The sequence below is a fragment of the Pseudomonas sp. JDS28PS106 genome (assembly GCF_036706555.1).
Taxonomy (GTDB): Bacteria; Pseudomonadota; Gammaproteobacteria; order Pseudomonadales; family Pseudomonadaceae; genus Aquipseudomonas.
Map to the genome: position 1 here is coordinate 238,214 of NZ_JBAJGT010000003.1, position 24,021 is coordinate 262,234.

A 24,021-nucleotide genomic window follows, 5' to 3' on the forward strand; every position below is an offset into this window, starting at 1 on the left:
CCAGCCGACAAGCATGTTGCGTCTGTACGATCTATCGCGGATGAATCCGCTCCCACAGATGGGGCAGCGGCACTCATGGCGTCCGGTTGCGCCGCGTTTCGATGATGTTCGGCAACTGCGAGATACGCCCCAACAGGCGGCCCAGCGCATCCAGCCCGGGAATCTCGATGGTCAGCGACATCAGCGCTGTGTTGTCGTCCTTGTTCGAGCGGGTGTTCACCGCGAGCACGTTGATCCGCTCGTTGAGCAGCACCTGGGTGACGTCACGCAGCAAGCCGGAGCGATCGTAGGCGCGGATGATGATGTCTACCGGATAGGTGAGCACCGGCGCCGGCCCCCAGCTGACCTGGATGATCCGTTCCGGCTCGCGACCGGCCAGTTGCAGCACCGATGCGCAGTCCTGGCGGTGGATGGTGACCCCGCGCCCTTGCGTGATATAGCCGACGATCGCATCGCCCGGCAGCGGCTGGCAGCATCCGGCGATCTGGGTCATGAGATTGCCCACGCCCTGAATCTGGATGTCGCCGCGTTTGCCCGGCTTGTAACCGGTGGCCTTGCGAGGGATCAGCTCGATGTCGTTGAGACGATCCGGTTCGACCTGCTGCTGGGCGAGGTTCACCAGCTGGGTCAGGCGCAGATCGCCGGCGCCCAGCGCGGCGAACATGTCTTCGGCTGTCTTGTAGTTGGCCTTGTCCGCCAGTTTTTCGAAGTCCACCTGGGGCAGCGCAACGCGCGACAGTTCGCGCTCCAGCAGGCTCTTGCCCGCCGCCACGTTCTGATCGCGAGCCTGGAGTTTGAACCAGTGAACGATCTTGGCCCGCGCCCGGGACGTGGTGATGTAGCCCAGGTTGGAGTTCAGCCAGTCGCGGCTGGGGGTGCCCTGCTTGCTGGTGATGATCTCGACCTGCTCGCCGGTCTGCAGGCTGTAGTTGAGCGGCACGATGCGCCCGTTGATCTTGGCCCCCCGGCAGTTGTGGCCGATTTCGGTATGGACCCGGTACGCGAAGTCCAGCGGCGTCGCGCCCTTGGGCAGGTCGATGGCATGGCCGTCGGGGGTGAACACGTAGACCCGGTCCGGCTCGATGTCGACCCGAAGCTGCTCGGCCAGCCCGCCAATGTCGCCCAGTTCCTCGTGCCATTCCAGAACCTGACGCAGCCAGGAGATCTTCTCTTCGTAATGGTTGGAGCTGGATTTGACGTCGGTGCCCTTGTAGCGCCAGTGCGCGCAGACGCCCAGTTCGGCTTCCTCATGCATGGCGTGGGTGCGGATCTGCACTTCCAGCACCTTGCCTTCCGGCCCGATGACCGCGGTGTGCAGCGAGCGATAGCCGTTTTCCTTGGGGTTGGCGATGTAGTCGTCGAACTCCTTGGGAATATGTCGCCACAAGGTGTGTACGATCCCCAGCGCGGTGTAGCAGTCGCGCATTTCCGGGACCAGCACCCGCACCGCGCGCACGTCGTAGATCTGGCTGAAGGCCAGGCCCTTGCGCTGCATTTTTCGCCAGATCGAATAGATATGTTTGGCGCGCCCGCTGATGTCCGCCGTGACACCAGTGGCCTGCAACTCGTTATCGAGCTGGGACATGACATCGCTGATGAAGCGTTCGCGATCCAGACGCCGCTCGTGGAGCAGCTTGGCGATCTGCTTGTACTGCTCAGGCTCGAGATAGCGGAAGGACAGGTCCTCCAGCTCCCATTTGATATGGCCGATGCCGAGGCGATGCGCCAGCGGTGCATAGATGTCGAACACCTCGCGGGCGACGCGGTTGCGTTTTTCATCGTCGGCGTTTTTCACGGCGCGGATCGCGCAGGTCCGTTCGGCCAGCTTGATCAGCGCGACGCGCACGTCGTCAACCATCGCCACCAGCATCTTGCGCAGGTTTTCCACCTGCGCCTGACTGCCCAGCACCATCGACTGGCGTGGACTGAGGCTGGCGCTGATCGCCGCCATGCGCAACACGCCGTCGATCAGCTTGGCGACGGTGGCGCCGAAACGCTGTTCGACGTCGGCCAGGGCGATCCGCCCCTCGCGCACGCCGCGGTAGATGACCGCGGCAATCAGCGAATCCTGGTCCAGCTTCAGGTCGGCGAGGATTTCCGCGATTTCCAGACCCGTCTGGAAGCAGGAGGTCCCCTCGGCCCAGTGACTCTTGCCCGCGTTGTCCTTCTGCTCGGCTTGCCGGGCGAACTCGCAGGCTTCTTTCATGGCTTCCCGGTCCAGGACCAGGTCGACGCTGACGATATGATCGAGCCAGGCATCGAGATTGATACTGCCGTCGGTGTTGATCGGCTGGTGTGCTCTCACCTGTACCATGTTGCTTACCTTCCCTACGGCGCGATAAATAGCGCCATCAGTCGCCGGCCTTCTCAGGCTCTGTACGAAATGTCTTCTCACTCGCCCATACTGGGTTGAAATGGGGCTCGGAACGCTCATGTACTCCAGTACACTCCGCTTCCTCACCCCATTTCGCCTTGTCTGGCCTTCGCGCGAAAATATTTCGTACGGAGCCTGACGAATGCCACTTGCCGGGCCAGCAAGAACCGGCATTCGCGGGCCAGTCGGATTAAATGAGACTCCTTGTCAGCTGCGATTCGATCCCATGAACCGCCACTCACTTACTCATTTCAAATAAAGCCATCGCCTCGACATGCGCCGTCTGAGGAAACATGTCGAGAATTCCGGCGCGTTTTAATCGATAGCCCTGATTGACCAATTCGACCGTGTCGCGAGCCAAAGTTGCCGGGTTGCATGAAACATAAAGCAGCCGTCCGGCGCCTGATTTCCCGATCTGGCGCACCACTTCGAACGCTCCGTCACGTGGCGGGTCCAGGAGTACCGCGTTGAAGCCTTCAATTGCCCAGTCCGCTTTCGTCAGCGGCTGGGACAGATCCGCCTGATGAAACCGCACATTGTGCAGATCATTGCCGATTGCATTGGCCGCCGCACGCTCGACCATAGTCGAAACGCCTTCAACGGCTACCACTTCCTTTGCCCGCCGCGCCAGCGGCAAGGCGAAATTGCCAAGGCCGCAGAACAGGTCCATGACCCGCTCCTTGGCCGTGGGCGCCAGCCATTCCAGGGCCTGCGCGATCATCGCGTCGTTAACCGCCGCGTTGACCTGAATGAAATCTCCCGGCCGCCAGGCCAGTTCCAGATCCCAGGCTTCGAGGCGATAGCCCAGGGTCTGACCGGCCTCTGCCGGTTGCGGCTCGCCTTCGCCATGCAGCCAGAGCTGCGCGTCGTGCGCCCGGCAGAAGGCTTCGAGCGAGGCCAGATCCGCCTCGGCCAGCGGCGCGGTATGACGCAACAGCACGGCAATCGAGGTGCCGCTGAACAGCTCGACGTGTCCCAGCGCCTGAGGTCGGGCGAAACCCTTCAGCAGGCCGGGCAGCGCCGTCATGATCGGTTGCAAGGGCTGTACCAGCACCGGACATTGTTCGATGGCGACGATGTCCTGACTGGCGATGGCGCGGAAGCCCACCTCCAGCTGTTTCGCCTTCGCGTCCCAGCGCACCGCGATGCGCGCCCGGCGGCGATAGCCCAGCTCGGGACCGGTCAACGGCGCTGCCCACTCTTCGGGTTCGACGTTTGCCACCCGCAGCAATTGTTCGGCGAGCATGCGCTGTTTGAGGGCAAGCTGTTCGTCATGGGGCATGTGTTGCACGCTGCAGCCGCCGCAGCGGCCGAAATGCACGCAAGGTGCCGGCCTGCGCATGGCGCTGGCGTGCAGGATACGTTCGGCGCGGGCTTCCACCACTTTGCCACGGGCATTGAGCACCCGGGCCTCGACTTCTTCGCCCGCCAGAGCGCCGGTCACGAACCAGGTCTTGCCTTCGAAAAAGGCAATGCCACGGCCATCACCGGACAACCGCTCGATAATCAGGCGCTGCTTCTTGCCAGTCGGAATCTGTGCGGCCTTGACACCGCCGGCAGGCTGGAAGCGCAGCCCTCTTGCTTGTTTGCTCATCAGTTGGGTGCGTCGTAGATACCGGTGGACAGATAACGGTCGCCCCGGTCACAGATGATTGCAACGATCACGGCATTTTCCAGCTCGCGAGACAGGCGCAACATGCCCGCCACCGAACCGCCCGACGATACGCCGCAGAAAATACCTTCCTCCCGCGCCAGCCGGCGCATGGTGTCCTCGGCTTCGTCCTGGCCCATGTCCAGAATGCGATCCACACGATCGGCCTGGTAGATACGCGGCAGGTATTCTTCCGGCCAGCGACGAATGCCGGGAATCGAAGCGCCTTCCATGGGTTGCAGACCGACGATCTGAATGTCGGGGTTCTGCTCTTTCAGATAGCGCGAAGTGCCCATGATGGTGCCGGTGGTGCCCATCGAACTGACGAAATGAGTGATGGTGCCAGCGGTCTGCTGCCAGATTTCCGGGCCGGTCGAGGTGTAGTGAGCCTGGGGATTGTCGCCGTTGGCGAACTGGTCGAGCACCTTGCCGCGACCTTCGGCCTGCATGCGCTCGGCCAGATCGCGAGCGCCTTCCATGCCTTCTTCCTTGCTGACCAGAATCAGCTCGGCGCCATAGGCAGTCATCGCCGCCTTGCGCTCGGCGCTGGAGTTGTCCGGCATGATCAGGATCATCCGGTAACCCTTGATCGCCGCGACCATCGCCAGCGCGATGCCGGTGTTGCCGGAGGTGGCTTCGATGAGAGTGTCGCCCGGATGGATCTGGCCGCGCGCTTCGGCACGCAGGATCATCGACAAGGCAGGACGATCTTTTACCGAGCCAGCCGGGTTGTTACCTTCGAGCTTGAGCAGGAGGGTATTGCTGGTATTGCCCCCCATGCGCTGCAGGCGCACGAGCGGGGTATTGCCGATGCAATCGGCGATAGTCGGATACTGCAGGGTCATGGCGTTATTCGCGGTCCAGTCTGCGGGGGCGACTATCATACCGGCAAACGCCTCCAGCCCATATCACGCAAAGTGCGCACCTTATGCCCAAAGAGCATAAGGCGCGCTGATGTCCCGTTGTCGTTCAGGAATGGCTACACTGCGGCCTGCTCCGACGCGGTCAGACGGCATAAGCGCGCGGCCCATGATGTTTGAAGCTTGGGCCCAGGTTGCCGGAGCGGGTTGCCAAAGACAGGTTGCTGGAGACAAAGGGTGCTGAACAAGCTGGGTATAAAGGGCCGCGTACTGCTGCTGACCATTCTGCCGGCCAGCCTGATGGCGCTGGTGCTGGGCAGCTATTTCACCTGGATGCAGTTGTCGGAACTGCAAGGCCAGTTGCTGCAGCGCGGCGAAATGATCGCGCAGGAGTTGGGTCCGCTCTCGGCATCCGCCCTGGGCAAAAAGGACAAAGTCCTGTTGCGCCGGATCGCCGCGCAGACGCTGGAGCAGGCGGACGTGCGCGCGGTGTCGTTTCTGGACATCGACCGCAGCACCCTCGCCCACGCCGGCCCCAGCATGATCAGTCCGTCGCCGATCGGCAGCGGCTCGCAGCTGCTCAGCAGTCCCGGAAACGACGCCACCCGCTACCTGCTGCCAGTGTTCGGCCAGCAACGGCATCTCACCGGACCGATCATCCCGGACGAGGCCAATGTGCTGCTCGGCTGGGTAGATCTGGAAATTTCCCACAACGGCACCCTGCTGCGCGGTTACCGCAGCCTGTTCGCCAGTTTGCTGCTGATCGCCACCGGTCTCGCGTTCACCGCGATCCTGGCGGTGCGCATGAGCCGTACCATCAACGAGCCACTGAGTCGCATCCGTCAGGCGGTCTCGCAACTCAAGGATGGCAACCTGGAAACCCGCCTGCCGCCGTTGGGCAGCCGCGAACTGGACGATCTGGCCTCGGGCATCAACCGGATGGCCGCCACGTTGCAGAATGCCCAGGAAGAACTGCAGCAAAGCATCGATCAGGCGACCGAAGACGTGCGGCAAAATCTGGAAACCATCGAGATCCAGAACATCGAGCTGGACATGGCGCGCAAGGAGGCGCTGGAAGCCAGCCGCATCAAATCGGAATTCCTCGCCAACATGAGCCACGAGATCCGCACGCCGCTCAACGGCATCCTGGGTTTCACGCACCTGCTGCAGAAAAGCGAACTGACCCCGCGCCAGCACGATTACCTGGGCACCATCGAAAAATCCGCCGACAGCCTGCTGAGCATCATCAACGAAATTCTCGATTTCTCGAAGATCGAGGCCGGCAAGCTGGTGCTGGACAGCATTCCCTTCAACCTGCGCGACCTGTTGCAGGACACCCTGACCATTCTCGCCCCGGCCGCCCACGCCAAGCACCTGGAACTGGTCAGTCTGGTCTACCGCGACACCCCGCTGGCGCTGACCGGCGACCCGCTGCGCCTCAAGCAGATCCTGACCAATCTGGTCAGCAATGCGATCAAGTTCACCCGTCACGGCACCATCGTCGCGCGAGCCATGCTGGAAGACGAAACCAAGGACTACGCGCAACTGCGCATCAGCGTGCAGGACACTGGCATCGGCTTGTCCAGCCAGGACGTGCGCGCGCTGTTTCAGGCGTTCAGCCAGGCGGACAACTCGCTGTCGCGCCAGCCGGGAGGCACGGGGCTGGGGCTGGTAATCTCCAAGCGGCTGATCGAACAGATGGGCGGCGAGATCGGCGTGGACAGCACGCCGGGCCAAGGCTCGGAGTTCTGGATCAGCCTCAATCTGCCCAAGGCTCACGACGAAAGCGAAGACGAGGTCAACCTGCCGCTGGAAGGCATGCGGGTCGCCGTGCTGGAACAGCATGACCTGGCGCGGCAGGCGCTCGAACACCAGCTGGAAGATTGCGGGCTGGAAACCATCGTCTTCAACAACCTGGAAAACCTGCTCAACGGGGTGACCGCCGCGCACCAGACCCCTACTGCCATTGATCTGGCGGTGCTGGGCGTCACGGCCAGCGAGATACCGCCGGAGCGTCTGCGCCAGCACATCTGGGACCTGGAAAATCTCGCCTGCAAAGTCCTGGTGCTGTGCCCGACCACCGAGCAGGCGCTGTTCCAGCTGTCGGTGCCCGACGTTTATACCCAGTTGCAAGCCAAGCCAGCCTGCACCCGCAAGCTGCACGCAGCCCTGAACGAACTGATCGCGCCCCGCTCGACCCGCAATGGCCTGCATCAACCCTTGTCCAGCCGACCGCCACGGGTCCTGTGCGTAGACGACAACCCCGCCAACCTGCTGCTGGTGCAGACCCTGCTCGAAGACATGGGCGCCGAGGTCATGGCGGTGGACGGCGGTCGCGCGGCAATCATGGCAGTCCAGCAGAATGTCTTCGATCTGGTGCTGATGGATGTGCAGATGCCGGACATGGACGGCCGCCAGGCCACGGAAGCGATCCGCAGCTGGGAAGACAAGCGCCACAGCATGCCGCTGCCCATCGTCGCCCTGACCGCTCACGCCATGGCAAATGAAAAACGCTCGCTGCTGCAAAGCGGCATGGATGACTACCTGACCAAGCCCATCAGCGAACGGCAATTGGCCCAGGTCGTACTCAAATGGACGGGCCTGGCGCTGCGCACGCCGAATCCGGAACGGGCGTCGGAGGCCGCCGGCGCGCAGGTGGGGCCGGTGGTGCTCGACCATGAGGAAGGCCTGCGCCTGGCCGCGGGCAAGCCGGATCTGGCCGCGGATATGCTGGCCATGTTGCTCGCTTCGCTGGAATCGGATCGCGAAGCCATCCGAGTGGCGCGGGGCATCAGCGATAGCCAGGGGCTTATCGAGCGGGTGCACCGCCTGCACGGCGCAACACGCTACTGCGGCGTGCCGCAACTGCGCGCCGCCTGCCAGCGCGCCGAAACCCTGCTCAAACAGAATGCCCCTCAGGCCGAAGACGCGCTGGAAGACCTCGACAAAGCCATCCTGCGCCTCGCCGCCGAAGCGCGCGTGACCGCCTGAAACCACCTCACACTACGTTGTAGGAGCCAGCGGGCGGCGATCCGTCTTGCTGGCGATGAAGACACCGCCGCAGCTGCCATGACGACGCAGTCGCGAGCAAGCTCCCTCCCACAGTGTCTGCGCCGCTCCTGCTGGAGGAGACTTGACTCAAACCTGTGGGAGAAGAGCTTGCTCGCCACGATCCTGACGCAGTGCATCTGACACAGCGCGCATCGACGCCTGACGTCCGGACGCTGCATCGCCGCCGCTGCTGGTGTTAGGATGCGCGCACTTCTGGAGGACCCATGGTCGAACACGATTTCCGCTACAGCATGCTCAACCCGCAACACACCCTGACCGAGTGCCGCACCCTTGCCCCCGGCCGCTATCAGGTCACCGGCAACGGCGGCTCGATCCACAACGACGACCAGTTGCTGGTCACCATCAAGGGCAGCAAGAGCCTGTACATGCGCCTTTACGTGGAGAAGGTTCGTCACCTGATCAACCCGCCCGGCCAATGGGTCGCCGTGGCGAAAGGTCCGGTGTTCGACGAACTGGCGATCCACAATTGGCAGGTGCATTGCGACAGCTGCGCCGCCGAGCTGAACTTCGAGTTCATGCTAGAGAGCAAGCTGGGCGTCAAGGCGCAGAAACCGGCAGCCACTGCGCGCATCGCGGAGCTGGGCTGGAAAACCGAGGGCGAAAAGCACTTCTGCAAGAAGTGCCAAGGACAGGCGGCATGAAATATCTGGCTTTAACCGGCCTGCTGGCGACGGCTTTGCTGGCCGGCTGTGCATCTCAGGCCCCGGCGCTGCGTCAGGATCAGGGCTATGTGCTGGAGTGGATCGGCGAACGGCCGTTGATCGACAACAGCCATTTGACCATGACCCTGGGCGCCGATGGTCGTGCCTATGGCAATGCCGGCTGCAACCACTGGTTCGCGCCCTACACCCTGGACGGGCAGACGATCACCTTCGGCCACGTCGGAAAAACCCGCAAGATGTGCGCACCGGCACTGATGGAGCAGGAACAGCGCTTCCTGGAAGCTTTGCCAGGCGTGCAGCGCTGGGACATTTCCCCCATCGAGCAACTGCGTCTGTGGCCGGCCCAAGGCAAGCCGCTGCGGTTCTGGGCGGAAGAAGATTGAATCGCCAGCAAGCTGGCTCCTACAAATCCGTGTAGGAGCCAGCTTGCTGGCGATCGGGGCAGCGATCAATCATTGTGTGGGGGGCTCACCCCTTCCCGCGCAACGCCTCCAGCTTGCTCTTCACGCTTTCAATGGTCTGCTCGCCCAGCAGCTGTTCGCGCACTTTGCCTTTGTCGTCGATGATGTAGGTCACCGGCAGGGCCTCGGACGGCGGCAGGTTGTAATGCTCGGCAGGGTCCTGAGCCAACACGGTGAACTTGATGCCCAGTGCATCGGAAGCCTTTTTCAGCTCCTCGCCCTGCAGGTTGTCGAAATTGACGCCCAGCACCGTGACCTGCCGGTCCTTGAGCTGTTCGGCCAAGGTGTTGAATTGCGGGATTTCCACCCGGCACGGGCCGCACCATTCGGCCCAGTAATTGACGACCAGCCAATGGCCGTCGATGCGTTCGCTGGCGACTTTCCGACCGTCCTGGTCAACGCCCAGGTCCGTGCCACAACCGCTGAGCAGAAGACTGCCGATCAGTGCCGCTGCCGCTGCCATTCGCCTCACCATGTGTGCTTCCTTCCTCGCTTTCGTTGGCGGTCGGTTAGACCGATGCTGCGACTAATGACCACCCTATATGTCGAATGGTGCGGTCACGCGGGTAGAATACGCGCCACCCCAGGCAAGAGCGACCCGCAAATGACCGACCTGACTCTTTATCACAACCCGCGCTGTTCCAAATCCCGCGCCGCGCTGGAATTGCTGCAGAGCCGAGGCCTTGCGCCCGACGTGATGCTGTATCTGGAAACCCCGCCGGACGCCGCGCAACTGCGCGATCTGCTGGGCAAGCTCGGCATCGGCCCCCGCCAGTTGCTGCGCAAGGGCGAGGAGGCTTACAAGGAACTCAACCTGGCCGATCCCGACCTGAACGACGAGCAACTGATCGCGGCGATGGTCGCCCACCCCAAACTGATCGAACGCCCTGTTCTGGTCGCCGGCGACAAAGCCGTCATCGGCCGCCCACCGGAAAACATCCTGGAGCTGCTGCCATGAGCACACCTTACATTCTGGTCCTGTATTACAGCCGTAATGGCTCCACCAGTGAAATGGCCCGGCAGATCGCCCGCGGCATCGAGCTGGGCGGTATGGAGGCGCGGCTGCGTACCGTGCCGGCGGTGTCGGCCGATTGCGAGGCCACCGCGCCGTCCATCCCGGAGAATGGCGCGCTCTATGCCAGCCTCGACGACCTGAAAAACTGCGCAGGTCTGGCGCTGGGCAGCCCGACCCGGTTCGGCAACATGGCCGCGCCGCTCAAGTATTTCCTGGATGGCACCAGCAATCTGTGGCTGACCGGCGATCTGGTCGGCAAGCCGGCGTGCGTGTTCACCTCCACCGCCAGCCTGCACGGCGGCCAGGAAACCACGCTCATGTCGATGCTGCTGCCGCTGCTGCACCACGGCATGCTGATCATGGGCCTGCCCTACAGCGAAGGCGCGTTGCTGGAAACTACCGGCGGCGGGACGCCATACGGTGCCAGCCACCATGCCGGGGCCGATGGCAAGCGTCCGCTGGACCGTCACGAAACCGAGCTGTGCCGCGCACTGGGCCAGCGCCTGGCGAAAACCGCGCGGCAGCTGGAGTCCGGCCGTGGCTAGAAAGCCCAAGGCGTTGCCGCCAAGGGAATGGCTGGAGCCTCGGGTACGCATCGGCCGGGTCGCAAGCCTGGCGTGCTTCTTTGGCATGATCGCCTTTCTGTCGGTGTACTACCTGGCGATCGCCAATCTGCATGGCGCCCGCCCGGGCGTCATCCTCGCCATCGAGTTGTTGCCGTTGCTGCTTCTGGCACCCGGCGTGGTGCGCGGCCGTCCGCGCGGCCTGTCCTGGGTGTGCTTTGTGATCAATCTGTATTTCATCAAAGGCGCCCTGGCCGCATTCGATCCGAACCGATGGCTGTTCGGCGTACTCGAAATGCTTGCCAGCGTAGCCGTCTTCACCAGCGCGCTGCTTTATGTCCGCTGGCGCTCGCAGCTGGATCGCACTCCTGCCAGCCCACTGCCTCAACCCACGGAGACCTGATGCACGACTACAAATGGCTGAACGAGTATTGCCTCAACCGTTTCGGCTCCGCCCAAGCCCTGGAAGCTCGCCTCCCCACCCCGAAAAGCCCCGACCAGCTGCGCAACATCAGTGCCGACCGTTACCTGTCGACCATGGCGCTGCGGGTCTTTCGGGCCGGTCTCAAGCACAGTCTGGTGGACGCCAAGTGGCCGGCGTTCGAGGAAGTGTTCTTTCGTTTCGACCCGGAAAAGGTGGTGCTGATGGGCGCCGACCACCTGGAACGACTGATGCAGGACACCCGCATCATTCGTCACCTGGGCAAGCTCAAGAGCGTGCCGCGCAATGCGCAGCTGATTCTCGACATCGAGCACGAACACGGCAGTTTCGGCAACTTCATCGCCGATTGGCCGGTGCAGGACATCACCGGCTTGTGGCAGTACATCGCCAAGCATGGCAACCAGATGGGCGGGCTGTCCGCGCCGCGCTTCCTGCGCATGATCGGCAAGGACACCTTCATTCCGACCTGGGACGTGGTCGCCGCGCTCAACGCCCAGGACATCGTCGACCGGGTGCCGAGCAGCAAGCGCGATCAGGCCATTGTCCAGGAAGCGTTCAATCAGTGGCAGGCGGAGAGCGGTCGACCGCTGTGTCAGATTTCAGCAATGCTGGCATTCACGGTCAATCATTAGTCAAAGATTCACCACATTGACAAACCGCGAAGCCGCGGTTTCGTCGATGCGCAGGCTGGTGAAGTCGAACAGGTTGCGGTCGGCCAGTTGCGACGGCACGACGTTCTGCAAGGCGCGGAAGATGCTCTCGGTGCGACCCGGCGTCTTGCGTTCCCACTCGTGGAGCATCTCCTTGACCACCTGGCGCTGCAGGTTTTCCTGCGAGCCGCACAGGTTGCACGGAATGATCGGGAAGCCCTTGAAGTCCGAATAGGCCTGAATGTCCTTCTCGTGGCAGTAAGCCAGCGGACGGATCACCACGTTGCGGCCGTCGTCGGCGCGCAACTTCGGCGGCATGGCCTTGAGCGAGCCGTTGAAGAACATGTTGAGGAAGAAGGTCTCGACGATATCGTCACGATGGTGACCGAGCGCCATCTTGGTTGCGCCGATTTCGTCGGCGAAGGTGTAGAGCGTGCCGCGACGCAGACGTGAACACAGCGAGCAGGTGGTCTTGCCTTCCGGGATCAGTTCCTTGACGACCGAATAGGTGTCCTTTTCGACGATGTGGTATTCGATGCCCAGGGTTTCCAGGTAGGCAGGCAGCACGTGCTCGGGGAAGCCGGGCTGCTTCTGGTCCATGTTCACCGCAACGATGTCGAACTTGATCGGCGCCACCTTCTGCAAGTGCGTCAGCACGTCGAGCATGGTGTAGCTGTCCTTGCCGCCGGAGAGGCAAACCATGACCTTGTCGCCGTCCTCGATCATGTTGTAATCGGTAACCGCTTCGCCGGCCAACCGACGCAGGCGTTTTTGCAGTTTGTTCTGGTTGACTGACAAGGTGCCCATGGTGCTGGTGGTATCCAAATGACGTGACTGCGGGAAAGGGCGACTATTTTACGCACAACCGGCGCTGCATTGAACATCCCGCCGAGGCCTGCGGTCGCTCGATCTGCTATTACCCGCGCGCGGCAAATCGCCAAACGCTCTAAGCCCGCGAGTTTGCGCAGGGTGGAGCTTCCTATACTGCTTCATGAGGTCGCACGCGACAGACACTTTCAGGCTTGTGGCCTTGGGCGCCGGTTAGTTCCGGGCGCATGGGTATCCACGAGTCGAAGGAGTACGCGCATGATTCACCATGTCTGGGGGCTGTTCACCCATCCCGATAGGGAATGGAAGCAGATACGTGGCGAAGAAGAAACGATCCGCCATATGTACTTTACCCACACGCTGATCCTGGCCGCCGTGCCGGCCGTTTCGGCCTACATCGGCACCACGCAGGTGGGCTGGGTGATTGCCGACCGGGCGCCGGTCATGCTGACCCAGGGCAGCGCCCTGTGGATGACAGTCATGTCTTATCTGTCGATGCTGGCGGGCGTTGCGGTCATGGGCAGCTTCATCAACTGGATGGCCCGCACCTATGACGCCACGCCCACGCTGGCGCAATGCATCGCCTTCGCCACCTACACCGCGACGCCGTTGTTCATTGGCGGCCTCGCGGCGCTCTACCCGCACCTGTGGCTGGGCATGCTGGTCGGCACCGCGGCGGTCTGCTACACCGTCTACCTGCTTTACGTGGGGCTGCCGACGTTCATGAACATTCCTTCCGAGGAAGGCTTCATGTTTTCCAGTTCGGTGCTCGCGGTCGGGCTGGTAGTACTGGTCGCGATCATGGCGTTTACCGTGGTGCTCTGGGGCATCGGCGTCGGACCGGAATACACTGGCTGAGCGTGACGCTCCGGGGCGGTGAACGACCGGCGGGCGGTTGAGGTTTTCAGCCGCCCGGCGCGTTGCGGCATACTGCGCGCATCTGGAGAGCCCCACAGCATGCCCGAGCAACTCAATACCCGCGTCGAAACCTGTTACCAGCAAGCCGAAGCCTTTTTCAAACGTTCCTTCAAACGTCCCGTGGTCAGCTTGAAACTGCGCGGCCAGAAGGCCGGCGTTGCGCACCTTTACGAAAACCTGTTGCGTTTCAATCCGCAGCTGTACCGGGAAAACACCGAAGACTTCCTGCGCCAGACCGTTCCCCACGAAGTCGCCCACCTGATTGCGCACCAGCTGTTCGGCGGCAGCATTCAGCCCCATGGCGAAGAGTGGCAGTTGATCATGCGGGGCGTGTATGAACTGCCACCCAACCGCTGCCACAACTACGAGGTCAAGCGCCGCAGCGTGATGCGCTACATCTACCGGTGCCCCTGCCCCGACAGCGACTTCCCCTTCACCGCCCAGCGCCACGGCATGGTCCGCAAAGGCCGGCGCTACCTGTGCAAGCGCTGTCGCCAGACGCTGGTGTTCAGCGGTGAAACACGAGTGGAATAATGCCGGGGCATAAAAAAACCCATCCGAAGATGGGTTTTTTTCATCGCTTGTCGCTTATCAGACCGACTTGCCAGTGCTCACTGGAGCCGGGCCTTCAGCCACGCCGAGGTCGTCTTCGTGACGGGTTTCGACGATCGCGGTGCCACCGGAAGCCAGCTCGCTCTGCAGTTGGTTGGTGTCCAGCTCGCCTACCCACTTGGCAACGACGACGGTCGCTACGGCGTTACCGACCAGGTTGGTCAGCGCGCGGGCTTCGGACATGAAGCGGTCGATACCCAGGATCAGCGCCAGACCGGCAACCGGCAGGTGGCCGACAGCCGACAGGGTCGCGGCCAGAACGATGAAGCCCGAACCGGTGACGCCGGCCGCGCCCTTGGAGGACAGCAGCAGAACCAGCAGCAGGGTGATCTGGTGAGTGATGTCCATGTGGGTGTTGGTCGCCTGAGCGATGAACACGGCCGCCATGGTCAGGTAGATCGAAGTACCGTCCAGGTTGAAGGAGTAACCGGTCGGGATGACCAGACCGACGACCGACTTCTGCGCGCCCAGACGCTCCATCTTGATCAGCATGCGTGGCAGTGCCGATTCCGAAGAGGAAGTACCCAGTACGATCAGCAGCTCTTCACGGATGTAGCGAACCAGCTTGAAGACGCTGAAACCGTGCGCGCGGCAGATGGCGCCCAGAACCAGAATCACGAACAGGAAGCAAGTGATGTAGAAGCAGATCATCAGCTGGCCAAGTTGCACCAGCGAGCTCACGCCGTACGCGCCGATGGTGAAGGCCATGGCACCGAAGGCGCCGATGGGGGCCAGCTTCATGATCATGTTGATGATGTTGAACATCACATGGGCGAAGCGATCGATGAAGTCCAGCACCGGACGGCCGTAGGCGCCCAGACGGTGCAGGGCAAAGCCGAAGATCACCGAGAACATCAGCACTTGCAGGATGTCGCCGTTGGCGAAGGCGCCGACGATGGTGTTCGGGATCACGTTGAGGATGAAGCCGACAACGCTCTGATCCTTACTGGCAGTCACATAGGCCGCAATCTTGGAAGCGTCCAGGGTGCTGACGTCGATGTTCATGCCGGCACCCGGCTGAACGACGTTGACCACGATCAGACCGATCAACAGCGCGATGGTCGAAACGATCTCGAAATACAGCAGCGCGTAGCCACCGGTCTTGCCGACCGACTTCATGTTCTGCATGCCGGCGATACCGCTGACGACCGTACAGAAGATGATGGGGGCGATGACCATCTTGATCAGTTTGATGAACCCGTCGCCCAGCGGCTTCAGGGCCTTGCCGGTATCGGGGTAGAAGTGACCGATCAGGATACCGATCACGATAGCGACGATGACCTGGAAGTACAGAGTTTTGTAGAAGGGCTGACGAGTCGTCATTGCAGTTATCCTCAAGGGCGTCGTCGGCATCTCACCTGATGCACGCGAGCCTATAAAGCGCTAACCCTCCTGCACTGGAGGGATTTGTTGTGTCGAGCTGCGCGAGGCAGACCTCTTTCACGTTTAGCAATAGGCGTGCCACGATCCCGGCGTTCAATGAAATCGCGACCTACATGGCGTACAGCCTTCACCTGAGGCCGGCAAAGGTCAAGAGGATGGCGGAAATCCGCCTAATAAACCGAAAAACCGGAAGACAGTGGCGGGTATCCGCCGTGTCGAGCCGTAGGAGCCAGCTTGCTGGCGATCCGTCTCGCTGTCGATTTCCATGACAAGAGAAATCGCCAGCAAGCTGGCTCCTACAGGGGCGTTGTTTTCAGTGCAGCGGAAAATGAATCCTGAACGCCGCGCCGCCCAACGGCGATTCCCCCAGGGTCAGGCGCGCGGCGTAGCTTTCGATGATGTCCTTGACCACCGCCAGCCCGATGCCCTGCCCGGGATTCTGCCGGTCCAGCCGCTCGCCCCGCTCCAGCACCCGTGCCCGCTGCGACTGCGGCACGCCGGGGCCGTCGTCTTCGACACACAGCTCGTCGCCCAGCGGCGACTCCAGAAAACTCACTTTCACTTCTCCCAGGCACAGCCGGTAGGCGTTTTCCAGCAGATTGCCGAGCATTTCCAGTAAAGCGCCCTCTTCCATCGCCACCTGACACTGCTCCGGCAGATCCAGCGTCACCTTGACCTGCTTGTCGCGATACACCTTATCAAGGGTGTTGCACAGGCTTTCGACCACGGGCCGCAACTGCACGTGGTGACGTACGAGACCGCTCTTGCGCAGGCTGGCGCGTTGCAGCTGGTAGCCGATCTGCTGACTCATGCGTTCGATCTGGGTTTGTAATACGCGTGCCTGCTCCAGGTCTTCCGGGCGCTTGGCGATGTTCTCGCTCACGCCCTGCAACACCGCCAGCGGGGTTTTCAGACTGTGCGCCAGGTCATCGAGCGAGTCGCGATAGCGGATGCGCTGCTCCCGCTCGCTGCGCAACAGGCGGTTGAGCGAGTCGGTCAGGCGCAGCAGCTCGCTGGGATGTTTCTCGCTGAGACTGTCCCGCGCCCCGGCTTCCACCTGATCCAGTTCGTGACTGATTCCGCGCAAGGCCCGCAACCCCCAGGTGAGCCCCAGCCACAGCAGCCCGAGCAACACCAGCAGCGCGACGCCGAAGCCCACGTAAAGCTTGTGGCGCAGGTCGTCGATGGTCTGCTGGTAGCCGCGCAGAGGTTGCAGCGCCACGATACTGAACGCCGCGTTACGCCCGCCGAGCAGTTTGATTTCTACGTCATAGACAAAATACTCGTCCCCCGTGACTTCACGGACGCGAGCGAACTGGCTGCCCTGCCCATCGTAATGGGGGTGGTATTGAATATCCTGATCTTCGGTGGCGAGAGACCGCCACACCAACTGGCCCTGGCGGTTATAGATGTAGCCGAGCAGACGGCTGCCGGGCAGATTGAACTGCTCGCCGGGCAGCAGCGACGGCATCAGCAGCCGACCGTCCTCGACCCGCGCGGCGGAAATCATGGTGGTAACGTCGGAGGCCAGGCGCTGCTCGATGGCGCCGCGCAGCGCCAGGCTGAAAGCGCCCTGCAGCGCGGGCAGCATCAACAACATGAAGATGACGGCGAGCGTCGCGGCGCCCAGCATCAGGCGCAGGCGCAGCGAACGGATCATGTACAGCGCTCGGTGAACAGATAACCCATGCCACGCACGGTCTCGATGGGCTTGAACCCCTGGTCGCCATCGAGCTTGCGGCGCAGACGGCCTACCAGGACCTCAATGACGTTCGGATCACGCTCGTCATCGTCAGGATAAAGCTGCTCCATCAGGCGCTCTTTGGCGACCACCTGCTGATGATGGAGCATCAGGTATTCGAGGATGCGATATTCGTAGGCCGTCAGCGCCAGCGGCTGTTCGCTCAAGGTCGCCTGCTTGCGGTTGAGGTCCAGCAGCAGAGGCCCTGCCGTAATCGCGGACTGAATGAAGCCGCTGGAGCGTCGCAGCAGTGCGTTGAGACGCGCCTCCAGTTCCTCGAACTGAAAGGGCTTGACCACGTAGTCGTCGGCACCGGCGGCCAAGCCCTCGACCTTGTCCTGCCAGTTGCCGCGTGCGGTCAGGATCAGAATCGGGAACGCCTTGCCCAGCGTGCGCAGCTGACGAATCAGGTCCAGTCCGCCGATACCCGGCAGGCCCAGATCGATCACTGCCAGATCGTGATTGAACTGCCCGACCTGATACAGCGCTTCTTCAGCGTTGGCGACGGCCTCCACCACGTGGCCTGCTTCAGTCAGGCGCGTACGCAAGTGATGACGCAACAGCGCCTCGTCCTCCACCACCAACAACTTCATGCAGCTCTCCCAGGCGCGTTCAGCCTCAAGATTCAATCATAACGTCTGCGACCGCTCAGCGTTCAAGCGCCTGCCATTCAAGAAGCCTACACAGTAACCGCGCGGCGCTGAACTGGCACTGAACGCGCCTCGCGCCTGTGGGCGGCGGTAGAATCGGCTAGGCTGTGGCTTCCGCCCCCCTTTCTATATGTGAACAAGGAGTCGAACATGCGTGTGTGGACCGGACTTTTCCTGATGGCCTGCGCCGGGCTGGCCCAGGCGGCGATCAAGACCGAGCAGCTTGATTACCAGAGCGCCGACGGCACCCGACTGGTCGGCTACTACGCCTACGACGACGCGATAAAAGGCCAGCGCCCCGGCGTGCTGGTGGTCCATGAATGGTGGGGCCTGAACGACTACGCCAAGCGCCGCGCCCGCGACCTGGCCGCACTGGGTTACAGCGCCATGGCCATCGACATGTACGGCGAAGGCAAGAACACCGAACATCCCAAGGACGCCATGGCATTCATGCAGGCGGCCCTCAAGGACAGCGCGACTGCGGACAAGCGCTTCGACGCGGGCCGTGAACAGCTCAAGAAACAGCCGCAGACCAACCCGGCGAAAATCGCAGCCATCGGCTACTGCTTCGGCGGCAAGATCGTGCTTGACGCGGCCCGTCGCGGCGAACCCCTGGCCGGCGTGGTGAGCTTCCATGGCGCGCTGGTGACCAATACACCGGCCCAATCGGGGATCAAGGTGCCGATGCTGGTCGAACACGGCGCCCAGGACAGCATGGTGACGGCGGAAAACGTCGCGGCCTTCAAGAGCGAGATGGACAAGGCGGGCGCCGACTACAAGTTCGTCAGCCTGGAAGGCGCCAAACACGGCTTCACCAACCCCGACGCCGACCGCCTCGGCCACGGCGATCACGGCGGCCCCGACATCGGCTACAACAAAGCCGCCGATCAGGCGTCGTGGGCGGATATGCAGGCGTTTTTCAAGAAGATATTTGGATAAGCCTGCGATCCCTGCTGTGCGCATCTTCGCGACCTGCCTGACAGACCGGGTCGTACATGTCGCGAGCAAGCTCCCTCCCACATTAACCGCGCTTCATACCCGACAGCGTGGTCATCCTGGAGAGAGCTTACTCCCAGATGCACTGCATTTTGGACCTGACAACACAATCATTGTGGGAGGGAGCTTGCTCGCGACAGGCGATCTTGAGGGCAAACGAACAGAACAACCAGTCCGCGCAACATTCGGCCAACCATAATTTTTCAGCTCCCTCGGGCCGGACCTTATATTCCGGGTCTTTCAAAAGCCAGAGGACAATGGAATGTCCAGTCATAGCCACTCCCGAGCTTTACGCAGAGGCCGGTATTCCTGCGCGCACCATATATATCTCGTAACCACCTCGACTTTCGACCGAACGCCCGTCTTCACCAGCTTGGCGCTGGGCCGCTTGCTGGTCGATGAACTGCGGCTCGCTCAAGAGCAAGATCTTGCCCACTCCCTAGCCTGGGTGGTAATGCCCGATCATTTACATTGGCTGTTTGAGCTACGGGCCGAATCCCTGTCAGGCCTGATTCAACGGGTAAAGTCCAAAAGCGCCGCTGCGGTAAACAGGGCGAGAGGAGCTTCGGGACAGCTCTGGCAAGATGGTTTTCATGACAGAGCCATCAGAGACGAACGTGATCTGGTCAATTTCGCTCGATACATCGTCGCCAATCCGGTGCGGGCCGGCCTGGTGCCCAGCATCCGCGAGTATTCGTTGTGGGACGCGATCTGGATCTGAGTAAGTGGGTTGAGGATCAAATGATCCGGCCTGGATCAGCGCGGTCTTTGTGGGAGGGAGCTTGCTCGCGACAACCGCAACGCGACAAATCGACATGCACGCTCACGCCTCGACTTCCCACCCCGCCCATCCCCCGGCACAATGCCGCGCATGATCATCACGCCCCCACTCCCCGCTTGCTGCCCGGCTCTGACCCGTCACTGGCCCCTTCCGCTTGCCGTCCCTGGCGCGGTGCTGGTGAGTGGCGTATTCGAGCCGTCGCATCTGGCCGAGGGCGATTTTTCGCGGTGTGGCATCGAGCAGCCGCCCAGCATCGTTCGGTCGGTCGCGAAGCGGCAGGCGGAGTTTCTCGCCGGGCGATTGTGCGCGCGGCAGGCGATGCAAGAACTGGACGGGCGGGTTCATGTGCCGGTGATTGGCGGGGATCGAGCGCCGGTCTGGCCTGAGGACGTCTGCGGATCGATCACCCACGGCACCGGCTGGGCCGCTGCTGTCGTGGGGCACAAAGCACAGTGGCGCGGTCTGGGACTGGACACCGAGCACGTGCTCAGCCACGAGCGCGCCTCCCGACTGGCCGGGGAGATTCTTACCGCCAGCGAGCTGGCTGACATGGCCGCCGCCACGCAGGATCAGGTCGCGTTGCGCGTGACCCTGACCTTCTCCATAAAGGAAGCGCTGTTCAAGGCCCTCTACCCCATCGTGCAGAAGCGCTTCTATTTCGAGGACGCCCAACTGCTGGGCTGGCAACAGGACGGCAGTGTCCGCCTGCGACTGTTGACCGATCTCTCGGCCGAATGGCATCGCGGCAAGGAGCTCGACGGCCAGTTCGATGTTCATGACAACCGCCTGCTGAGCCTGGTTGCGATCGCCGCCTGATCCTCCTGCGGCGTCCTGACGCATCGATTGGCGCTTGTGCGCGAAATCCGTTGACCGCTCGACAAGCCTGTAAAAATCCGTGACAAACGGTCGGGTCCAGTAGTTATGCGGCCTACAAGCGCGACGCCTTCGTCATACACAAACTACACACAGCGTTATCCACAGGTCGTGCGTTGCAATTGGTGTCGCAAACGCATTATCTTGTAGCCCAACCTCTGGCGACACCCTACATGTAGGGTTTTACGCCGAAAGGCCAGCACAACTCAATCGTGAATTTCAAGCGTTTTTTCTTGCTTCCGAGGGTTGAATTTCTCACGAATCGCTGGTCAAACCGCCCGCATTCTCATGCGTCCCGAGCGGTATGGATTGCAACACCGGCAACACACAATTCGACAGATTTCGCGGGATCGGCCCAGCCGACCCTTTTGGCTTCAAAGCCGGGATGCGCCCAGCGCGTCCTGATCCGTTTGAGGCCTTTTGCAGTTGCCCGCGCGCGGGCGACCGATTTGCCATATGACGGAACGGTGGGCAGCGATGCCCGAACATATTTTCAGACGTGGAGACACCCATGCAAACCGACACAACTCGCGAGAATTCGCCGACCGCTGCGCCAAAGGCCGGCCAGGCCTCACAGGACCTGTCCGCCACCGCACCCGGTCAACTGCGAGTGATCAAACGTAACGGCACCGTCGTGCCTTACACCGATGACAAGATCACTGTCGCGATCACCAAGGCGTTTCTCGCAGTTGAAGGCGGTACCGCCGCCGCTTCGTCGCGTATCCACGACACCGTTGCGCGCCTGACCGAGCAGGTCACCGCGACCTTCAAGCGTCGCATGCCTTCGGGCGGCACCATCCACATCGAAGAAATCCAGGACCAGGTCGAACTGGCCCTGATGCGTGCCGGCGAGCAGAAAGTCGCTCGCGACTACGTGATCTACCGTGACTCCCGCGCCCGCGAGCGCGCCGGTCGTGCCGGTGAAGCGCCGGTCCAGGCCCACCCGTCCATTCGCATCGCCCTGGCTGACGGCAGCCTGGCGCCGCTGGACATGGGTCGTCTGCACACCATCATCAGCGAAGCATGCGAAGGTCTGGCCGAAGTCGATGCCAGCCTGATCCAGAACGAAACCCTGAAGAACCTGTACGATGGCGTTGCGCTGAAAGACGTGAATACCGCGCTGGTGATGACCGCGCGTACCCTGGTCGAGCGCGAGCCGAACTACTCGTTCGTCACTGCCCGCCTGCTGATGGACACCCTGCGCGCCGAAGCCCTGGGCTTCCTGGACGTCGCCGAGAGCGCCACCCACCACGAAATGGCCGACCTGTACGCCAAGGCGCTGCCAGCCTACGTCGCCACCGGTATCAAGTACGAACTGCTCAACCCTGTCCTGGCCGAATTCGACCTGGAAAAACTGGGCAAGGCAATCAACCACGAGCGTGATCAGCAATTCACTTACCTCGGCCTGCAGACCCTGTACGACCGTTACTTCATCCACAAGGACGGCGTGCGTTTCGAACTGCCGCAGGTGTTCTTCATGCGCGTGGCCATGGGCCTGGCCATCGAAGAGAAAGCCCGCGAAGACCGCGCCATCGAGTTCTACAACCTGCTGTCTTCGTTCGACTACATGGCCTCGACCCCGACGCTGTTCAACGCCGGTACTCTGCGTCCACAGCTGTCGAGCTGCTACCTGACCACCGTTCCGGACGATCTGTCGGGCATTTACCACGCGATCCACGACAACGCCATGCTGTCCAAATTCGCCGGCGGCCTGGGCAACGACTGGACTCCGGTGCGCGCGCTGGGCTCCTACATCAAGGGCACCAACGGCAAATCCCAGGGCGTCGTGCCGTTCCTCAAAGTGGTCAACGACACCGCCGTCGCGGTCAACCAGGGTGGCAAGCGCAAGGGCGCTGTCTGTGCCTACCTGGAAACCTGGCACATGGACATCGAAGAGTTCATCGAGCTGCGCAAGAACACCGGTGATGACCGTCGTCGTACCCACGACATGAACACTGCCAACTGGATCCCTGACCTGTTCATGAAGCGCGTCTTCGACGATGGCAAGTGGACCCTGTTCTCGCCGTCCGAAGTGCCGGACCTGCACGACCTGACCGGCAAGGCGTTCGAAGAGCGTTACGAATACTACGAAGCGCTGACCGAATACCCAGGCAAGATCAAGCTGTTCAAGACCATCCAGGCCAAGGACCTGTGGCGCAAGATGCTCTCGATGCTGTTCGAGACCGGCCACCCATGGCTGACCTTCAAGGACCCGTGCAACCTGCGCAGCCCGCAGCAGCACGTGGGCGTAGTCCACAGCTCGAACCTGTGCACCGAGATCACCCTGAACACCAACAAGGACGAGATCGCGGTCTGCAACCTGGGCTCGATCAACCTGCCGAACCACATCGTCAACGGCAAGCTGGACACCGACAAGCTCAAGCGCACCGTCGACGTAGCCGTTCGCATGCTCGATAACGTCATCGACATCAACTACTACTCCGTGCCGCAGGCCCGCAACTCCAACCTGCGTCACCGTCCGGTCGGCCTGGGCATCATGGGCTTCCAGGACGCGCTGTACCTGCAGCACATCGCCTACGGTTCCGATGCAGCCGTGCAGTTCGCCGACACTTCCATGGAAGCGGTCAGCTACTATGCGATCCAGGCTTCCTGCGACCTGGCCGACGAGCGCGGCGCCTACGAGACGTTCGACGGCTCGCTGTGGTCCAAGGGCATCCTGCCGCTCGACTCGCAGCAGATCCTGATCGAGCAGCGTGGCGAGAAGTACATCGACGTCGACCTCAAGGAAACCCTGGACTGGGCGCCGGTTCGTGCCCGCGTGCAGAAAGGTATCCGTAACTCGAACATCATGGCCATCGCGCCGACCGCGACCATCGCCAACATCACCGGCGTATCGCAGTCGATCGAACCGACCTACCAGAACCTGTACGTGAAATCGAACCTGTCGGGCGAATTCACCGTGATCAACCCGTACCTGGTTCGCGACCTCAAGGCCCGCGATCTGTGGGACTCGGTCATGATCAACGACCTCAAGTACTACGACGGTTCGGTTCAGCAGATCGAGCGCATCCCGCAGGAACTCAAGGACCTGTACGCCACCGCGTTCGAAGTGGAAACCAAGTGGATCGTCGACGCCGCCAGCCGTCGCCAGAAGTGGATCGACCAGGCTCAGTCGCTGAACCTGTACATCGCCGGCGCATCGGGCAAGAAACTGGACGTGACCTACCGCATGGCGTGGTACCGCGGTCTGAAGACCACCTACTACCTCCGTGCCCTGGCCGCGACCAGCACCGAGAAGTCGACCATCAACACCGGCAAGCTCAACGCCGTATCGAGCGGTGGCCACGGCCCGGACGACTCCGCCCTGACCGCCCCTCGCCCAAGCGAAGCCGCCCCGGCCGGCCCGGCGCCAGTGCCAAAGGCCTGCGCGATCGACGAGCCGGATTGTGAGGCTTGTCAGTAGGGTTCATAAGTTTTAAAACGTATACATTCTAGAAGTTATATCCCTCTAACCCCAATGGAACTAAG

General features: G+C 62.0%; 21 protein-coding genes. 13 read left to right on the forward strand and 8 right to left on the reverse strand.

What is annotated here, in order from left to right:
* Positions 1-73: 73 nt before the first annotated feature.
* The 3 genes from relA to cysM all read right to left on the reverse strand — a co-directional run bounded on the left by relA (position 74) and on the right by cysM (position 4,870).
* Complete coding sequence (gene relA, locus TRP66_RS06400; protein ID WP_333400530.1) at positions 74-2,314, reverse strand: GTP diphosphokinase; 2,241 nt, start codon at positions 2,312-2,314, stop codon at positions 74-76.
* A gap of 298 nt (positions 2,315-2,612) precedes the next feature.
* Complete coding sequence (gene rlmD / locus TRP66_RS06405) at positions 2,613-3,968, reverse strand: 23S rRNA (uracil(1939)-C(5))-methyltransferase RlmD (protein ID WP_333400531.1); 1,356 nt, start codon at positions 3,966-3,968, stop codon at positions 2,613-2,615.
* Complete coding sequence (gene cysM, locus TRP66_RS06410; RefSeq protein ID WP_333400817.1) at positions 3,968-4,870, reverse strand: cysteine synthase CysM; 903 nt, start codon at positions 4,868-4,870, stop codon at positions 3,968-3,970. The genes rlmD and cysM overlap by 1 nt, the downstream gene beginning before the upstream one ends.
* A 252-nt stretch (positions 4,871-5,122) precedes the next feature.
* On the opposite strand from cysM, the gene TRP66_RS06415 reads away from it, so the two are divergent.
* From TRP66_RS06415 to TRP66_RS06425, 3 genes are all read left to right on the forward strand, one after another.
* Positions 5,123-7,876: an ATP-binding protein gene (locus TRP66_RS06415; protein ID WP_333400532.1), complete on the forward strand. Its 2,754-nt coding sequence runs from the start codon at positions 5,123-5,125 to the stop codon at positions 7,874-7,876.
* Positions 7,877-8,160: 284 nt separating this feature from the next.
* Complete coding sequence (locus TRP66_RS06420) at positions 8,161-8,598, forward strand: hypothetical protein (RefSeq protein WP_333400533.1); 438 nt, start codon at positions 8,161-8,163, stop codon at positions 8,596-8,598.
* Positions 8,595-9,002, forward strand: coding sequence for an META domain-containing protein (locus TRP66_RS06425; RefSeq protein WP_333400534.1), 408 nt, complete (start codon positions 8,595-8,597; stop codon positions 9,000-9,002). The genes TRP66_RS06420 and TRP66_RS06425 overlap by 4 nt, the downstream gene beginning before the upstream one ends.
* Before the next feature lie 85 nt (positions 9,003-9,087).
* On the opposite strand, the gene TRP66_RS06430 is transcribed toward TRP66_RS06425, so the two are convergent.
* Positions 9,088-9,555 carry a TlpA family protein disulfide reductase gene (locus TRP66_RS06430; RefSeq protein WP_333400535.1) on the reverse strand — a complete coding sequence of 156 codons (468 nt, stop codon included), beginning with the start codon at positions 9,553-9,555 and terminating at the stop codon, positions 9,088-9,090.
* Positions 9,556-9,684: 129 nt separating this feature from the next.
* On the opposite strand from TRP66_RS06430, the gene arsC reads away from it, so the two are divergent.
* From arsC to TRP66_RS06450, 4 genes are read left to right on the forward strand one after another with little or no spacing between them, the layout of a single operon-like run.
* Complete coding sequence (gene arsC, locus TRP66_RS06435) at positions 9,685-10,038, forward strand: arsenate reductase (glutaredoxin) (protein ID WP_333400536.1); 354 nt, start codon at positions 9,685-9,687, stop codon at positions 10,036-10,038.
* Complete coding sequence (wrbA, locus tag TRP66_RS06440; protein ID WP_333400537.1) at positions 10,035-10,640, forward strand: NAD(P)H:quinone oxidoreductase; 606 nt, start codon at positions 10,035-10,037, stop codon at positions 10,638-10,640. The genes arsC and wrbA overlap by 4 nt, the downstream gene beginning before the upstream one ends.
* Positions 10,633-11,061, forward strand: a complete 429-nt coding sequence (locus tag TRP66_RS06445) for a DUF2069 domain-containing protein (RefSeq protein WP_333400538.1) — start codon at positions 10,633-10,635, stop codon at positions 11,059-11,061. The genes wrbA and TRP66_RS06445 overlap by 8 nt, the downstream gene beginning before the upstream one ends.
* Positions 11,061-11,732, forward strand: a complete 672-nt coding sequence (locus TRP66_RS06450) for a DNA-3-methyladenine glycosylase I (protein WP_333400539.1) — start codon at positions 11,061-11,063, stop codon at positions 11,730-11,732. Before TRP66_RS06445 ends, TRP66_RS06450 begins: the two co-directional genes overlap by 1 nt.
* On the opposite strand, the gene ttcA is transcribed toward TRP66_RS06450, so the two are convergent.
* A complete protein-coding gene (gene ttcA, locus TRP66_RS06455; RefSeq protein WP_333400540.1) occupies positions 11,733-12,557 on the reverse strand; it encodes a tRNA 2-thiocytidine(32) synthetase TtcA in 825 nt (274 codons plus the stop codon). It abuts the gene before it with no gap.
* A 279-nt stretch (positions 12,558-12,836) separates the two neighbouring features.
* Between ttcA and TRP66_RS06460 the strand changes: the two genes are divergently transcribed.
* Positions 12,837-13,436: a Yip1 family protein gene (locus TRP66_RS06460; RefSeq protein ID WP_333400541.1), complete on the forward strand. Its 600-nt coding sequence runs from the start codon at positions 12,837-12,839 to the stop codon at positions 13,434-13,436.
* Between the two features lie 99 nt (positions 13,437-13,535).
* A complete protein-coding gene (locus tag TRP66_RS06465) occupies positions 13,536-14,030 on the forward strand; it encodes a SprT family zinc-dependent metalloprotease (RefSeq protein WP_333400542.1) in 495 nt (164 codons plus the stop codon).
* Between the two features lie 57 nt (positions 14,031-14,087).
* Here TRP66_RS06465 and TRP66_RS06470 read toward each other — a convergent pair whose 3' ends face one another.
* From TRP66_RS06470 to TRP66_RS06480, 3 genes are all read right to left on the reverse strand, one after another.
* A complete protein-coding gene (locus TRP66_RS06470) occupies positions 14,088-15,431 on the reverse strand; it encodes a dicarboxylate/amino acid:cation symporter (RefSeq protein WP_333400543.1) in 1,344 nt (447 codons plus the stop codon).
* A 373-nt stretch (positions 15,432-15,804) separates the two neighbouring features.
* Complete coding sequence (locus tag TRP66_RS06475; protein WP_333400544.1) at positions 15,805-17,151, reverse strand: ATP-binding protein; 1,347 nt, start codon at positions 17,149-17,151, stop codon at positions 15,805-15,807.
* On the reverse strand, positions 17,148-17,825 hold the full coding sequence (locus TRP66_RS06480; protein WP_333400545.1) for a response regulator: 678 nt from the start codon (positions 17,823-17,825) through the stop codon (positions 17,148-17,150). The genes TRP66_RS06475 and TRP66_RS06480 overlap by 4 nt, the downstream gene beginning before the upstream one ends.
* 207 nt (positions 17,826-18,032) lie before the next feature.
* On the opposite strand from TRP66_RS06480, the gene TRP66_RS06485 reads away from it, so the two are divergent.
* The 4 genes from TRP66_RS06485 (at position 18,033) to TRP66_RS06500 (ending at position 23,956) form a co-directional block, all read left to right on the forward strand.
* Positions 18,033-18,821, forward strand: a complete 789-nt coding sequence (locus TRP66_RS06485; RefSeq protein ID WP_333400546.1) for a dienelactone hydrolase family protein — start codon at positions 18,033-18,035, stop codon at positions 18,819-18,821.
* A 319-nt stretch (positions 18,822-19,140) separates the two neighbouring features.
* Positions 19,141-19,599: an REP-associated tyrosine transposase gene (locus TRP66_RS06490; protein WP_333400547.1), complete on the forward strand. Its 459-nt coding sequence runs from the start codon at positions 19,141-19,143 to the stop codon at positions 19,597-19,599.
* Between the two features lie 150 nt (positions 19,600-19,749).
* Positions 19,750-20,475, forward strand: a complete 726-nt coding sequence (locus TRP66_RS06495) for a 4'-phosphopantetheinyl transferase family protein (protein WP_333400548.1) — start codon at positions 19,750-19,752, stop codon at positions 20,473-20,475.
* Between the two features lie 568 nt (positions 20,476-21,043).
* Complete coding sequence (locus TRP66_RS06500) at positions 21,044-23,956, forward strand: ribonucleoside-diphosphate reductase subunit alpha (protein ID WP_333400549.1); 2,913 nt, start codon at positions 21,044-21,046, stop codon at positions 23,954-23,956.
* The last annotated feature ends 65 nt before the right edge of the window (positions 23,957-24,021 follow it).